This window comes from Polycladomyces abyssicola, from assembly GCF_018326425.1.
Taxonomy (GTDB): domain Bacteria; phylum Bacillota; class Bacilli; order Thermoactinomycetales; family JIR-001; genus Polycladomyces; species Polycladomyces abyssicola.
Map to the genome: position 1 here is coordinate 2,237,773 of NZ_AP024601.1, position 13,862 is coordinate 2,251,634.

Sequence of the window (13,862 nt, forward strand, 5' to 3'; positions counted from 1 at the left end):
GTATTCCACCACTTATGTTAGCACAACTTACCCATAAAAAATAACGGGGGTTGACCCCCGTTTTTCGTCATTGTTCATCAAAATACAACAACTCATCGATCGCCTCGGCCACTTTCTCCCACTCCGCATCGTCCTCGACGGGCTCCACCCGCTCGTGTCCCACACGGAACAGGTAAGCATCCTCCTCATGGTTGCCCGCTTCTTGCAGAACAGCATAATGCTCGCCGTCCACTTCCACCTCGTGAACGATACGATAGACGGTTTCACCGCCGCCATCTTCATCGACCAGTACCAATTCCGGTCCGTATGCATTGCGAAGGGTATGAACCTCTTTTCCCAGACGCGGTTCCTGATGGTCCATACGCCTCAACGCCCCGCTTCCTCTTGGTTAAAGTCTTCCGGTTCGGCCATAAAGGTGTTGAACACTTCTTCCACCATATCCCATTCCGCTTCTTCCTCGATGGGATAGAAGGTCAGTTTGTCATCTCCGTCCTCTTCATACCGAAAGGCATAGACTTCCTGTTCTTCTTCATCGTCCGCGTCCTCGTCCGCCGGGATAACCAACATGTACTTTTTACCCGTTTCGTCCTGCTCAAATGTGAACAGGATTTCAAACCGGTTTTCGTTCCCGTCCTCGTCTGGGATTACGATGTATTCCGGTTCATTTGTTTGATGAATGTTCATGATCAGGTATCCTCCTTTGGGCATCCAAGTATCCCTGCAGGATCCAGGATGCCGCCAATTGATCAATTACACGTTTTCGTTTCTTGCGACTGACATCCCCTGAAATCAGTGTGCGTTCCACCGCGGTTGTCGACAAACGCTCGTCCCAGAGATGAACGGGGAGGGAGAAACGGCGTTGGAGTTCCTCCGCTGCCGCCTGACACGCTTCACCCCGGGGCCCAATCGACCCGTTCATGTTGCGCGGCAGCCCCACTACGATCGCTTCCACTTCATATTGGCGGACCAACTCCCCGACGCGCGCCATCCAGTCAGGGGTGCGAGCACGGTCAATTACTTCGACCCCTTGTGCCGTCCAACCCATCGGATCACTCACCGCCACACCCACACGCCGTTCTCCCACATCCAATCCCAATATGCGCACCAATCGAATCCTTTCAACGCTCCGAGCGGGAGTGCAAATAATGTTTGACGAGCTCTTCAATCAGCTCATCCCGCTCCACTTTCCGAATCAAGGCGCGCGCGTTTTTGTGACGGGGAATGTAGGCAGGGTCTCCGGACAGGAGGTACCCGACAATTTGGTTGATCGGATTGTATCCTTTTTCTTTCAGCGCCTCATACACAATCAAAAGAATTTCTTCCGGCTTGACTTCCTCCTGTTCCTCCCCCCGAAAGTCAAACTTCATTGTCTCATCCATAGACAATTCTACAACACCTCTTTTGTTTGGATGGGCCATGTGTACTCTTTACTTCGCCCCAACAGAACGGATTTCCTTTATTTGCTTTATTAGGCTTCCACCTGTTGCCGTACAAGATCCGGAACCAAACGGAGAGCATCGTTCAATTTTTCGGGTTGCTTGCCGCCAGCCTGTGCCATGTCGGGACGTCCGCCGCCTCCACCACCGCATTTGGCAGCAACTTCCTTGATCAACTTTCCGGCATGCAGTCCGGCTTTCACATAGGAAGGTGTCACGGCAGCCACTAATTGTACTTTATCCCCATTGACCGCACCCAATACCACCACGCATTCTTTCATCCGGTTCCGCAAATCATCAACCATTTGACGCAAACCGTCCATGTCGGAAACGGAAACGCGTGCGGCCAAAACAGGTACCCCGGCAACTTCCTGTACCTGATCGGTCAATTGTTGGGCTTCCATCCGGCCCAGTTTGGCCCGGAGCGACTCGTTTTCACGGCTCAATTCCTTGAATCGGGCTTGCAAGGCATCCAACCGTTCGACTACTTCGGAAGGACGCGCTTTGAGACGTTCGGCCGCTTCGTGCAACAGCTGCAGTTGCCCCTCCAAGTAGCGGAACGCATGGCGACCGGTAACCGCTTCGATCCGCCGCGTGCCGGAACCGATGCCGCTTTCGCTCACAATCTTGAACAATCCGATCTCACCCGTACGATTGACGTGTGTACCGCCGCACAGCTCCAAGCTGTAGTCACCCACACGGACAACGCGTACGATCTCTCCGTATTTTTCACCAAACAGGGCCATGGCCCCCATCGCCTTCGCTTCGGCGAGCGGTTTGTGGAACGTTTCCACTTCTGTGTTGGCCCAGACATGCTCATTGACCAACCGTTCCACTTTCCTGATCTCTTCTTCCGTCATGGCACCGATATGCGTGAAATCGAAACGAAGACGATCGGGTGCCACCAACGATCCGGCCTGGTTGACGTGTTCACCCAGCACGTCTTTCAACGCCCGGTGCAACAAGTGGGTAGCCGTGTGGTTCTTGACGATATCCGCCCGTTTTTCTTCCTCGATTTCCGCCGTTACACGGTCGCCTTTACGGATGACGCCTTCTTCCACGCGAACGGTATGCAGGTGTTCACCGCGGGGACCTTTTTGCACGTCTTCCACGCGCAGGCGGGCGCTGTCACTTCGAATCCAACCCTTGTCGGCCACCTGTCCCCCGCTTTCTGCATAGAACGGCGTTTCTTCCAACACAACGAGGCAGGTTTCGCCTGTGCCCACCATATCCACCAACTGGTCATCATGCACCAACGCGGCCACTCGCGTATCCGTCTGCAAACGGGTATAGCCGACAAAGGTGCTCTCTACGTCCAACTCTGCGAGCGCTCCGCCCTGCACCTGCATGCTGTCCACGTCCTGCCGGGCGGCCCGGGCGCGTTCGCGTTGTTCCTCCATCGCCCGTTCGAAGCCTTCCCGATCCACTTCCAACCCGTGTTCCCGGGCGAAGTCTTCGGTCAGATCCACCGGGAAACCGTACGTGTCATACAACTTGAAAGCATCCTGACCGGAGATGCGGCCGGTACCTTCCTCCCGGACCTGTTCCACCACCTGTGCCAAAATGTGCAGTCCTTCCGACAGAGTTTCCAAAAACCGTTCCTCTTCCCCACGGATGACGCGCTCAATAAACGCCTGTTTCTCCAAGGGTTCTGGATAGTAATCTTTCATGATCTCGGCGACGACACCGGTCAATTGGTACAGGAACGGGCGGTCGACTCCCAACTTCCGTCCATAGCGCACCGCACGGCGCAACAAGCGGCGCAACACGTATCCGCGACCTTCGTTGGAAGGCAGTACGCCGTCGCCCACAGCGAACACGACGGTACGTATGTGATCGGCGATCACTTTGAGCGCCACGTCCGTTTCCTTATCTTTTCCGTACTCCACTCCTGCTTCCCGGCACGTGGCCTGAATGATCGGCTGGAACAGATCTGTGTCATAGTTGGTCGGTACGTCCTGCATCACCGAGGCCATCCGCTCCAGGCCCATTCCGGTATCGATATTTTTCTTCGGCAGCGGTGTGTAGGTGCCGTCCGGGTTGTGGTTGTACTGAGAAAAGACCAGGTTCCAGATTTCGAGATACCGCTCGTTTTCCCCGCCCGGATAGCACTCCGGATCGCTCGGATCACACAGATGCTCGCCGCGATCATAAAAAATCTCCGTATTGGGTCCGCTCGGCCCTTCACCGATATCCCAGAAGTTGGATTCCAGTTTGACTATGCGCTCATCGGGGATACCCACTTTTTCCCGCCAAATTCGGTAAGCCTCGTCATCTTCCGGGTGAATGGTGACTGACAGACGATCGGGGTCCAACCCCATCCATTTGGGATCCGTCAAAAACTCCCATGCCCAAAGGATAGCTTCCTCCTTGAAGTAATCCCCAATAGAGAAATTGCCCAGCATCTCAAAAAACGTATGGTGACGAGCGGTGTACCCGACGTTTTCGATATCGTTGGTACGGATCGATTTTTGCGCGTTGACGATGCGCGGGTTGTCCGGCGTCAACCTGCCGTCGAAGTATTTTTTCAACGTGGCCACGCCGCTGTTGATCCACAAAAGGGACGGATCATCCACCGGCACCAACGAAGCGCTGGGCTCTACTTTGTGCCCTTTCTCCACGAAGAAATCCAGAAACTTTTTCCGTATTTCGGCCGCCTTCATTTGATTTCCCTCCTACGGTTGACTCGCAAAATACAAAAAACCCTCCCGTCCCAGGGACGAGAAGGTTTTCCCGCGGTACCACCCCGATTACCGCCCGCATGATGCTGACGGTCGCTCGTCAAAGGATAACGGCTTTCGCCGGCAGGGTTTGCCTGCACTCGGGAACTGGCCGTGCACCTTCCACACCGGGAACGCCTTTCAGCCGCGGGCCTTCCTCTCTGAAACGGGGGAGTTGGTTCACTCGGTTCCGTCATCGCTTTTGATCACTTGGAAGATCATGCTCGTCCTTCATTATACTACACGAATTGCGCCGTTTTCAAACTCTCTTGAACCGTTCTCTCACGACTCCGCTTGCCTGTCAACGGTGGATCACATGACGAGTCACGTGTTCGATGATCACTTTGCATACGGCAAAAAAGGGAACGGCCAATATCATGCCCCAAATTCCACCTACCTCTCCTCCTGCCAACAGAGCAAAAATGATCAACAGCGGATGCAGGTGAAGGGTACGGCCCACAATTTGTGGCGAAATCACGTTCCCCTCCAACATTTGAATGACCAGATTGATGAGCAAAACAGAGACGACCATCTTTTTGGAGATGGCCAACGCGACCAAGATCGCTGGAATTGCTCCGAGAAACGGTCCCAGATACGGTACCACATTGAATACCGCCACTGACGACGCCAACAGGAGGGGGTACGGCAAACCGATCCAGCGGTAACCAATGTATGCCAATACGCCCACTACCAGGCAAACCAACAACTGACCACGGATATAATTCCCCAACGCCGTGTCGATGTCCCGAAACAAACGGAGAATATTTTTGTGATGGCGCACGGGAAAGAAGGCCAACATGCTGCGTTCGATCAATTGCGTGTCCTTCAGCATATAAAAAGCGAGAAACGGAACCACCAACGCAATCATCACCTGGTTGAGGGTACTGCCGATGCCGCTCAACCAATTCCCAATCCCGTCGGCAACCGATTGTTCCAATCGGTCCAGTGATCGCTCGATCCCGATCTGTACACTGTGTGGCAATACTTGTTTATTGTTATCGTACTGATCAATCCAGCTCCGGATCTGCTGATTCCATTGGGGCAAATGTTCGGCCAGCTCTTCCAGCTGCTGATCGAACATCGGCACCAGATTCATCACGACGACCACGATCGAAGCGATAAACAATGTGTATATCAGAAGTACGGCCACCGATCGGGGAACGCCCCGTTCGCTCAGCATGGTGACAATCGGGTGCAACAGATAGGAGATGACCACCGCAAACAAAAAGGGAGTCAATACGGCTTTCAGAAATCCCGCCAGCCCTTGCAGCCACGGTCCGATCTGCACAAGCAAAAAAATGATGCCCAAGATCACCAACGTCAGCACGGATATGTACAAGGCCCGTTGTCGCGTGAGGCGCTCCACCGATCCCACCTCCCCGGGATCTTCTGATAACAGTATAGTATCTCGTCCCACAGAAATATGTATGACGATATGGAAAAGGTGGGACGCGGTCCCCCTCTTCATCGAGAATAGGACGGTCCCACCCGGTATTTCGCCCTTCCCGTTCACGTCCATCCGGGAAGAGTTGGCGGAGGAGGGAAAAGGACGGTTATCGGGCCCAGCGACGGACCATCTGTTTGCCTAAGACCTGCATGAAAATTCGACTCAGCGCCAAATTGGTGCGCATGCGCTTTAACGGGATCATCTGCCAAATTCGGGCCATCCACCGTCTGCCGCGCATCGGACCGATTCGGCCCGTCATACGACCGGCAATCCAAGTGAGAACGGTGCCGACCGCCAAAGCGGAAAGGATTCGACGCATCATAGCCAATCCTCCTTTCCCCCTAAAGGGCGGCTTGATCGGATTCATCCAGGAACAGGTCATTCAGCGAGCTGAGACTGCCGTCTTCTTCCACTTGGAAGACTGCGGAAATCTCGCCGCCGGCAACTGTGAGTTCGACAAAACAGTTCCAGCAGTAGAACTGATTGGTGCCCACTTTACCCAGATCATGGGAATTGCAACTGGGACAGCGAAGCATGTTCTCCCCTACTTTCACTCATCCATTTGCCAACCGACGGCGGGGGCGATCAAAATCTCTTCTCCCCAAATCAAAGGGCACGGGGCGCGAAGGACTTTCCGTCCCTCCCGCCAATCGGACCACCAACCGTCGGACAGTTCGTACCCTACCAGCGTTCCCGCATTTTCCAAAAAATAGACGTCCTCCACCATTCCCAATGCCTGGCCCTGTTCCGTCATCACAGGTCGTCCACGCAATTTTCGCTGTCCCGTCAACATGCCCGTCCATCGCTGGAGCGCTTGAGGTGAGGAGTAGGGGATTGGTTCGCTGTCCGCCATCACCGCATCCGTACCGATGGCACCAATCAGTTCGGAAGGGAGATACCGTCCAGGTTTGAATACACCGCCGTCCTCCAGCAACAGCCCGCAAAACCGTTGCATTTCATCAAACAGCAGGTCCCGGACGGTACCCAAATGCCGACCTGTTTGCGCATGATACACCGGCAAACCGATGACATCTTGGGATTTTCGCAAAAGGAGTTCCTCCTTTCGCTTTCCTTAGTATGCATTTGCCATCCGGGACCTACGCTGGGGGTTGATGCCAACGTCGCAACAATTGGACCAGAGCGCTGTTGCGCTCATCCCCCCGAGTTTGCTGGGCACCCATGCGAATGGCTTCCCGTTCTCCGCACAAGATCAGATACGATTTGCTGCGTGTTACCGCCGTGTAGATCAGGTTGCGCCTCAGCATTCTTCTGTAGGCGTGGACCACGGGGAAAATGACGATGGGAAACTCCGATCCTTGTGCTTTGTGGACGGAACAAGCGTAGGCCAATGAAAGCTGATTCAGTTGGTTGCGTTTGTATGGCACTTCCATTCGATCAAACCGCACCCAACAGACCGGTTCGTCAGTCGCCGCCGTTTCCTCGATCGCGATGATGATACCCATATCCCCGTTGTAAATGGGATGTTCCGGGTGGTTGACAAGCTGGAGTACTTTGTCCCCAATACGGAAAACGGTTTCACCCCAGGTGATTTCCCGGACGCCATCCCGTTTGGGATTGACCGCTTCCTGAATCGCCCTGTTGATGCGATTGACGCCGGCGGGACCTTTGTACATCGGGGCCAATACCTGCACGTCAAACAGCGTATAGCCCTTTTTAATGGCTTGTTGGTACGTTTGGAGCACCACATCGACGACTTGTTCCTGGGTACAGGGAAAAAAACGTCGATCCGGCATGGGGCGGACCAGATCGGCCGGGACTTCCCCCTTTTTCAAGGCGTGTGCTAACGTAATGATGGAAGAACCTTCTTCCTGCCGGAAGATCTCCGTCAGCTCCACGCGCGGAATGTCCTCTACCTGCAACAGATGTTGAAGTACCTGGCCGGGACCGACAGAGGGGAGTTGATCCTGATCCCCTACCAACACCACTTGCATGCCTTTGGGAATCGCCCGGAACAATTGATTGGCCAACCAGATATCCATCATCGACACCTCGTCGACGATCAGCAACGATCCCTCGATGGGATTGTCCGCATTTCGCTCAAAAAAGTCTCCTCTCCATCCCAGCAGTCGGTGGATCGTCATCGCCGGCAGGCCTGTTGCTTCCGACATTCGCTTCGCTGCTCTGCCCGTGGGTGCAACCAGTCGGATCGGGTAAGGCCGGTCGGTCCCTTCGTAAACGACTGGATCAAGCGAGCACTCGTGCAAACGGGCAAACAGATGACAAATCCCGCGTATGACAGTGGTCTTGCCGGTGCCGGGTCCCCCTGTCAAAATCATCAAAGGGGAAGAAACTGCTTTCATCATCGCGTCCCGTTGCCGGTCGGCATACGCCACCCCCAACTCCTCTTCCAACTCACCGATCGCCCGATAGATTTCCTGTACCGGGAAAGTAGGTACTTCCTGTTCCATCAACAGCCTTACACGCAAAGCGAAGCCGTGCTCCGCATAATACAGAGACGGCAGATAGAAATGTCCTTCCGCTTCCACCAACCGTTCTTCTTCCACCATTTGATCCAGCAACTGACGGGCACGATCATCAAACAGAGAGGCGTCTTCTCCGAGCAGCTCTTTCACTTCCGCCAACAGCTGTTCCGGGGTCACATAGACATGCCCGTAAGTGTATGCAGCTTCTTTGACGGCGTACAATACCGCCGCCTGAAATCGGGCTGGGGAATCCTGTGCCACTCCTGCTTGACGGGCGATTTCATCCGCACGACGAAAACCGACCCCTTCGACATCTTCGATCAGTCGGTACGGATTTTCACGCAGGACAGCCATTGTCTCTTCTTTGTATGTCTGTACGATTTTCAAGGCCAAAGCGGGCCCGATCCCGAACTCGTACAAATACACCATCGCCTGTTCCAAGGCCTGGTTCTCCCGGATGTTGTCGGCGATGGTCCGGGCCCGTGCCGGAGTCACCCCCGGGATATCCGCCAAAATATCCGGGTTGGAGCTGATCTTCTCCAGTGCCGCCGGCCCGAGATGTTGGACGATTTTTTCCGCCGTTTTTCTGCCGACACCGGGAAAAAGTCCGCTGGACAGATATTTGACGACGGCTTCTTCGGATTGGGGCCATTCCTTTTTCACCCGTTGAACCTGAAACTGCCGCCCATATTTGGGGTGTTGCACCCATTGTCCGTAACAGGTCAACACTTCATCCGGATGCGGGCGAAATAGATGGCCCACCACGACGGTTTCCGATTGGTCCGTCAGCTCCGAAGCTTCAAGGATTTTCAACAGGTACACCCCGAAGCCGTTTTCTTCATTGTGGTAGATCTCCTGGATGACGGCACCTTTGAGATACTGTTCTCCCCAAAGGTCGAGCCCGGACTGTTGCATGCTTTTTCGCACCTCTTACCGAACAACCATTCTGATACCAGTATAGTGGGTAAAGAATGCCAAAAGCCAGAGAAAAAGCAAACTTTTCATCACAAATTCGCAAAATCCAGCGTTATTCCCATCCATGGTCCTTCTTTAACTGTTTCACTACGCTTTCCATCGCGCATTCGGGGGAACAAAACTGCTCGGGTGCTTTCACTCCGCTTTCCATTCCCCATTCCTCCCGCAGCGGATCCCCCGGGTCGAATTCAAAACCACATTGGATGCAACGTTGCGTCTGTCGGACGGAATCCAGCGTCTCCTGCACATATTGCACCGCTTCCTCGTTGGGCAATTGAAATCCGTCTTGGATGAGGGCAAACATTTCTTCCCGGCTGTGAGCGAAGATCGGGTCCTGGTGTTTGTAGTGCGTCGGACTCCACAATCCCCATCGGCCATCGGACAGATGGATCAGGTAATAATCGGGTGTCAACATCTGCGAAGCCCGTTTCAGTAATTCATAGGATCGAAATCCCAACTCCGCCGCCAAATTGTCCAACAAGGCACTGTCGATTTCCTGCAAGACTTCTTTCCAATCGATATTGTCCAAGGTAGATTCCCAATCATCCATTCCGTTGATGACATCCCCATCTTTTTTCATCTCTGGTTCTCCCTTCCCTGTTTTTTCGGATAAAAGAAGTGTTTCGCCTTGCGGCGAAACACTAAAATTGCTGACAAAGTGGTCGAGGTTGTATCTATGAGTCGGTCCGCTCGCTTTCCCGAATCGCTCCAACTGTGCCCTGCAAAAAGCGACTCACTGCTCGGTGAGACGACGGACGACGCGGGCGACCGTTTTTGCCGCTTCCGTCACCTGTTCAACCGTATTGCCCCAACCGAAACTGAACCGGATCGCAGAACGCAAAAGCTCGTCGGGCAAGCCCATCGCTTTCAACACGTGAGAAACCTCCAATGTTCCCGATGTGCAAGCCGAACCACTGGAGCACGCGATCCCTTCCAGGTCCAGGTTCATCAGCAGGGTTTCGGTTTCTGCTCCAGGGAAACTGACATTGAGCACATGAGGCAGATAATGTTCCGGGTGGCCGTTGACGACAAAAGAGATGCCCTCCTGACGCCACGTTTCCAACATCGCTTCCCGGCAGCGTTGTGCTGTGTCGCGATGTTCCTCCCGGTTGGCCATCGCCAGTTCGGCTGCTTGCCCGAAGCCGACGATCCCGATCACATTTTCCGTGCCGGCTCTCCTTCTGCGCTCCTGCATACCGCCGTGCATTTGCGGCTGCAGCGGCACCTTCCGCCCGATATACAACGCACCTACACCTTTGGGCCCGTTAATTTTGTGACTGGACAACGAGAGCAGATCCACCGGCAGCTTGCGCACATCCAGCGGTTCCGATCCCAGAGCCTGAACGGCGTCAGTGTGAAACCAGACGCCCCGCTCTTTGGCGATTTGCCCGATCTCCTCGATCGGTTGCAGGGTGCCCACTTCATTATTGCCGTACATGACACTGATGATGGCGGTACGGTCATCGATGGCCCGCTTCAACTCCTCTGTCTGTACGCGTCCATATCGATCCACCGGTACATAGATGACCTGAAACCCGATTTTTTCCAAATACTGGCACGTGTCCAACACTGCATGATGCTCCACCGTTGTGGTGATGACCCGATCTTTCCCTTTCTCCCGCATGGCCATCGCCACACCGATCAACGCCAGATTATCCGCCTCGGTTCCCCCGCTGGTAAAGATCAGTTGACCGGGATCAGCATGGATCGATGCCGCCACTTGATCACGAGCGCGATCAATCGCCTGTCGTACGGTCCGACCGTAAGCGTGGATACTGGAGGGATTGCCGAAGTGGTCTTCCAAAAAAGGAAGCATCGCTTCTTTCACTTTAGGATGGATGGGCGTTGTAGCCGCATGATCCAAATAAATCGACATCGTCCTCACCTGCTGTTTTAAATATAAAACATATATGCGTCACTTTGTCCATCCGGGGTGTAATGGATCAAATCGGCCAACGTCGTGTTGTCTAACACATCGGCAATCGCATCCCGAATGCGTTTCCACAAGTCTCGACGGGCCGGATCGTCCTCTTCGGAAAACTCCACCGGAGAGATAGGTCCCTCCAAAACGCGAATCACATCCCCTGCGGTGATCTCCTCCGGAGGCCGTGCCAGTATGTATCCCCCATACGCTCCACGTACACTGCGTACCAAACCGGCATTACGCAGGGGAGAAATCAATTGTTCCAAATAGTGTTCTGACAGCTGATGGCGTTCTGCGACACTTTTCAGTGATGTCGGTCCTTCTCCGTATCGCCGGGCCAAATCCATCATGATGGTTAATCCGTATCGTCCTTTGGTGGACACTTTCACCGATTCACACCTCTTCCTCGTTTCAGTCCCATCTTCGCTCTCCCCAAATTGTACCGAAACTCGCCAAATCCGTCCAATCTGCTTCGTTGATTATTCTTATTATGGTCCGATATATCAGATCCTAGTGTATATCTGCTTAGAGAAAAATGCCCATGATTTTCTTCAGCTCACGTCCTGGTGAATGAAACCGAAGTTGATCTAGAACGCTTGTTCTTGTACCCTGTAATCAGGAAGTTGCAGAGAATTGAAGAGGAGAAGTGCGATGGATCTGTTTGAATACGGACGACAACAGGAATCGGAAAAACGCGCTCCGTTGGCTGCCCGCATGCGGCCGCGCACATTGGACGAAATCGTGGGCCAATCCCATATCATCGGCAAGGGCAGGCTGCTCCGCCGGGCCATCGAAGCGGATCAGCTTAGCTCGCTCATCCTGTACGGTCCGCCCGGAACGGGAAAAACCACATTGGCCCGCGTGATCGCCAATACCACCAGTGCCCATTTTGAACAGATCAACGCGGTCACAGCCGGGGTTTCGGATATCCGTCGTCTCATTCAGGAGGCACAGGAGCGCTTGGGTATGTACGGGCAGAAAACGGTGCTGTTTATCGACGAAATCCACCGCTTCAACAAGTCACAGCAAGATGCTCTGTTACCTTCGGTGGAAGACGGCACCATCATCCTGATCGGAGCAACGACGGAAAATCCGTCTTTCGAAGTCAATCCGGCCTTGTTGTCCCGATCACGCCTCTTTCAGCTGCATCCAATCGGAGAAGAGGATCTGATGACCCTGATCCGTCGGGCGCTGGCGGATGAACATCGCGGATTGGGCGCATACCGCGTTGAAGTGGAAGAAGCTGCTTTGCAGCACATTGTGCGGATGGCAGGCGGTGATGCGCGCAACGCCCTCAATGCCATCGAACTGGCTGTCCTTACCACCGATCCGGATGAAGACGGTGTCCGACGCATCACATTGGAAGTAGCGGAGGAGTCCATCCAACGAAAAGTGATCCGCTATGACAAAAGCGGGGACCAACATTATGACACCGTCTCCGCTTTCATCAAGAGCATGCGCGGTTCCGACCCCGATGCCGCATTGTATTATCTGGCCAAAATGATCCAGGCCGGGGAAGATCCCCGGTTTATCGCCCGACGGGTGTTTATCCATGCAGCGGAAGACGTGGGAATGGCCGATCCGCGAGCGCTATTGATCGCCTCGGCGGCTGCACATGCGGTGGAATTCATTGGCATGCCGGAAGCACAAATCCCGCTGGCACAAGCCGTCATCTACATTGCCACCGCTCCCAAAAGCAATGCCGTCGTTCGCGGGATCAATGAAGCGATGGAAGCGGTGAAAAAGGAATCACGCGGGGAAGTCCCCCCGCATTTGCGGGATGCCCATTTCCCTGGCGCCAAAGGACAAAATCGGGGCATCGGCTATCAATATCCGCACAATTATCCGCGTGGTTACGTCCCGCAACAATATTTACCGGACGAACATGTCGGCAAAACGTTTTATCACCCGACCGATATGGGTTATGAAGGGAAATTGCAACAGTTTCTTCGTTGGATGAAAGGAGAGTCGGGGAAAGGGACGGATCGGGAAAATTGAGGGCGAAAGATGGTTTTCTCTCATCTCAGACGCGTCGCGCTTCCATCTGCTCCACCAAGGCAAATACCTGCTTCCAACTGGTAATGCGCGGCAAATCATGGGGGTAATTCCGATTGTACACCGCGTCGACGATGACGGTCGGAATTCCCGCCTCCACCAAACGGTCCAGATGTTGCGGCGCGTCTTCAAAAAACAGTTCGATGCCAAGACGCCGGGCCACTTCCGCCTTGTTTTGCGCACTCATGTTCAGATTCTCGCCATTGTAGGGGAAACCATGCTTTTTTAACCACTTTTTCGTGATATCCACAATATTCGGCTTCCCTGGACGTGCAGTGATGAAGTGGATCTCGTGACCCTGTTGCTGCAATTGGGTCAAAACTTCAGCCGCATCGGGAAGCGGAACGGCCAGAGAGTAGATTTTGTGTTCCAGCTTGCGCCACAGGTGGGCGCCTTCTTTTTTGCTCAAACCGTAAGCCTTGTCCAAGTGAAACTCCTTGACGTCCTCCCGTTTTATTTTGCGGTTGAGTGCCTCGTTGTACACTTGGACGGCGGCCGATTGTGTATCTTTGATGGTCCCGTCGATGTCGACGCCGATTTTCATCTTCCCCCTCCTCGTTGCAGCGATAACATCGTTCAGTCTTCCCCGGAACCAAAAAACTTATGAAATAAAAAAAGAGCCCCATTATGCCGTGGCTCCCTTAGTTTTGAACCTGCTCTCTCGCAGGTGGGTGCCCTGCGCCTGAGTTCACGGGTCCTCTCCCCGGAGGCTTCCGCTCCCCCAGACGACGCCGGGCTCCCTTTTGTAATGGTGTTGGCTCAAAACTTTCGGTGGTTCACGTACATCGCAGGGCTCTTATCGTGCTTATATGTTACCACATCGTTTCCCCTTATTCAAGCACCATTCTTCCCAATAGAGCG

15 protein-coding genes and 1 other RNA gene are annotated in these 13,862 nt (G+C 54.0%); 1 reads left to right on the forward strand and 15 read right to left on the reverse strand.

The window, feature by feature from the left end:
• Nucleotides 1-67 precede the first annotated feature (67 nt).
• The 13 genes from KI215_RS11265 to cymR all read right to left on the reverse strand — a co-directional run bounded on the left by KI215_RS11265 (nt 68) and on the right by cymR (nt 11,335).
• Complete coding sequence (locus KI215_RS11265) at nt 68-361, reverse strand: DUF1292 domain-containing protein (protein ID WP_246512307.1); 294 nt, start codon at nt 359-361, stop codon at nt 68-70.
• Between the two features lie 5 nt (nt 362-366).
• Nucleotides 367-684 (reverse strand): DUF1292 domain-containing protein, encoded by a 318-nt coding sequence (locus KI215_RS11270; protein WP_212772824.1) that lies wholly within the window; start codon nt 682-684, stop codon nt 367-369.
• Nucleotides 662-1,105: a Holliday junction resolvase RuvX gene (ruvX, locus tag KI215_RS11275; RefSeq protein ID WP_212772825.1), complete on the reverse strand. Its 444-nt coding sequence runs from the start codon at nt 1,103-1,105 to the stop codon at nt 662-664. The genes KI215_RS11270 and ruvX overlap by 23 nt, the downstream gene beginning before the upstream one ends.
• Nucleotides 1,106-1,118: 13 nt before the next feature.
• Nucleotides 1,119-1,418, reverse strand: coding sequence for an IreB family regulatory phosphoprotein (locus KI215_RS11280; protein ID WP_275956702.1), 300 nt, complete (start codon nt 1,416-1,418; stop codon nt 1,119-1,121).
• Between the two features lie 50 nt (nt 1,419-1,468).
• Nucleotides 1,469-4,099, reverse strand: coding sequence for an alanine--tRNA ligase (gene alaS, locus KI215_RS11285; RefSeq protein ID WP_212772826.1), 2,631 nt, complete (start codon nt 4,097-4,099; stop codon nt 1,469-1,471).
• A gap of 358 nt (nt 4,100-4,457) precedes the next feature.
• A complete protein-coding gene (locus KI215_RS11290) occupies nt 4,458-5,522 on the reverse strand; it encodes an AI-2E family transporter (protein ID WP_246512099.1) in 1,065 nt (354 codons plus the stop codon).
• A 187-nt stretch (nt 5,523-5,709) separates the two neighbouring features.
• The gene (locus KI215_RS11295; protein ID WP_212772828.1) at nt 5,710-5,925 is read right to left on the reverse strand and encodes a hypothetical protein; all 216 of its coding nucleotides are present in this window, start codon (nt 5,923-5,925) and stop codon (nt 5,710-5,712) included.
• Between the two features lie 19 nt (nt 5,926-5,944).
• Entirely contained in the window at nt 5,945-6,139 is a 195-nt protein-coding gene (locus KI215_RS11300; protein ID WP_212775174.1) for a hypothetical protein, read from the reverse strand.
• A 14-nt stretch (nt 6,140-6,153) separates the two neighbouring features.
• The gene (locus KI215_RS11305; RefSeq protein ID WP_212772829.1) at nt 6,154-6,651 is read right to left on the reverse strand and encodes a PRC-barrel domain-containing protein; all 498 of its coding nucleotides are present in this window, start codon (nt 6,649-6,651) and stop codon (nt 6,154-6,156) included.
• A gap of 49 nt (nt 6,652-6,700) precedes the next feature.
• Nucleotides 6,701-8,962, reverse strand: a complete 2,262-nt coding sequence (gene recD2, locus KI215_RS11310; RefSeq protein WP_212772830.1) for an SF1B family DNA helicase RecD2 — start codon at nt 8,960-8,962, stop codon at nt 6,701-6,703.
• Nucleotides 8,963-9,074: 112 nt separating this feature from the next.
• Nucleotides 9,075-9,602 (reverse strand): hypothetical protein, encoded by a 528-nt coding sequence (locus tag KI215_RS11315; protein ID WP_212772831.1) that lies wholly within the window; start codon nt 9,600-9,602, stop codon nt 9,075-9,077.
• Between the two features lie 153 nt (nt 9,603-9,755).
• Nucleotides 9,756-10,898 (reverse strand): cysteine desulfurase family protein, encoded by a 1,143-nt coding sequence (locus tag KI215_RS11320; RefSeq protein ID WP_212772832.1) that lies wholly within the window; start codon nt 10,896-10,898, stop codon nt 9,756-9,758.
• A gap of 17 nt (nt 10,899-10,915) precedes the next feature.
• The gene (gene cymR, locus KI215_RS11325; RefSeq protein ID WP_212772833.1) at nt 10,916-11,335 is read right to left on the reverse strand and encodes a cysteine metabolism transcriptional regulator CymR; all 420 of its coding nucleotides are present in this window, start codon (nt 11,333-11,335) and stop codon (nt 10,916-10,918) included.
• Nucleotides 11,336-11,597: 262 nt separating this feature from the next.
• On the opposite strand from cymR, the gene KI215_RS11330 reads away from it, so the two are divergent.
• On the forward strand, nt 11,598-12,944 hold the full coding sequence (locus KI215_RS11330) for an AAA family ATPase (protein ID WP_212772834.1): 1,347 nt from the start codon (nt 11,598-11,600) through the stop codon (nt 12,942-12,944).
• A 25-nt stretch (nt 12,945-12,969) separates the two neighbouring features.
• Here the strand turns inward: KI215_RS11330 and KI215_RS11335 are convergent, their stop codons facing one another.
• Both KI215_RS11335 and ssrS read right to left on the reverse strand, forming a co-directional pair.
• Nucleotides 12,970-13,545, reverse strand: a complete 576-nt coding sequence (locus KI215_RS11335; RefSeq protein WP_212772835.1) for a 5' nucleotidase, NT5C type — start codon at nt 13,543-13,545, stop codon at nt 12,970-12,972.
• A 71-nt stretch (nt 13,546-13,616) separates the two neighbouring features.
• Nucleotides 13,617-13,798, reverse strand: a non-coding RNA gene (gene ssrS, locus KI215_RS11340) — 6S RNA.
• Nucleotides 13,799-13,862 lie beyond the last annotated feature (64 nt).

Coding starts and splice junctions, on each gene's coding strand:
- KI215_RS11300 (WP_212775174.1), bottom strand. CDS start 6,139: ATGCTTCGCTGTCCCAGTTGCAATTCCCATGATCTGGGTAAAGTGGGC.
- alaS (WP_212772826.1), bottom strand. CDS start 4,099: ATGAAGGCGGCCGAAATACGGAAAAAGTTTCTGGATTTCTTCGTGGAG.
- recD2 (WP_212772830.1), bottom strand. CDS start 8,962: ATGCAACAGTCCGGGCTCGACCTTTGGGGAGAACAGTATCTCAAAGGT.
- KI215_RS11330 (WP_212772834.1), top strand. CDS start 11,598: ATGGATCTGTTTGAATACGGACGACAACAGGAATCGGAAAAACGCGCT.
- KI215_RS11280 (WP_275956702.1), bottom strand. CDS start 1,418: ATGGCCCATCCAAACAAAAGAGGTGTTGTAGAATTGTCTATGGATGAG.
- KI215_RS11335 (WP_212772835.1), bottom strand. CDS start 13,545: ATGAAAATCGGCGTCGACATCGACGGGACCATCAAAGATACACAATCG.
- KI215_RS11295 (WP_212772828.1), bottom strand. CDS start 5,925: ATGATGCGTCGAATCCTTTCCGCTTTGGCGGTCGGCACCGTTCTCACT.
- KI215_RS11270 (WP_212772824.1), bottom strand. CDS start 684: ATGAACATTCATCAAACAAATGAACCGGAATACATCGTAATCCCAGAC.
- KI215_RS11320 (WP_212772832.1), bottom strand. CDS start 10,898: ATGTCGATTTATTTGGATCATGCGGCTACAACGCCCATCCATCCTAAA.
- KI215_RS11265 (WP_246512307.1), bottom strand. CDS start 361: ATGGACCATCAGGAACCGCGTCTGGGAAAAGAGGTTCATACCCTTCGC.
- KI215_RS11315 (WP_212772831.1), bottom strand. CDS start 9,602: ATGAAAAAAGATGGGGATGTCATCAACGGAATGGATGATTGGGAATCT.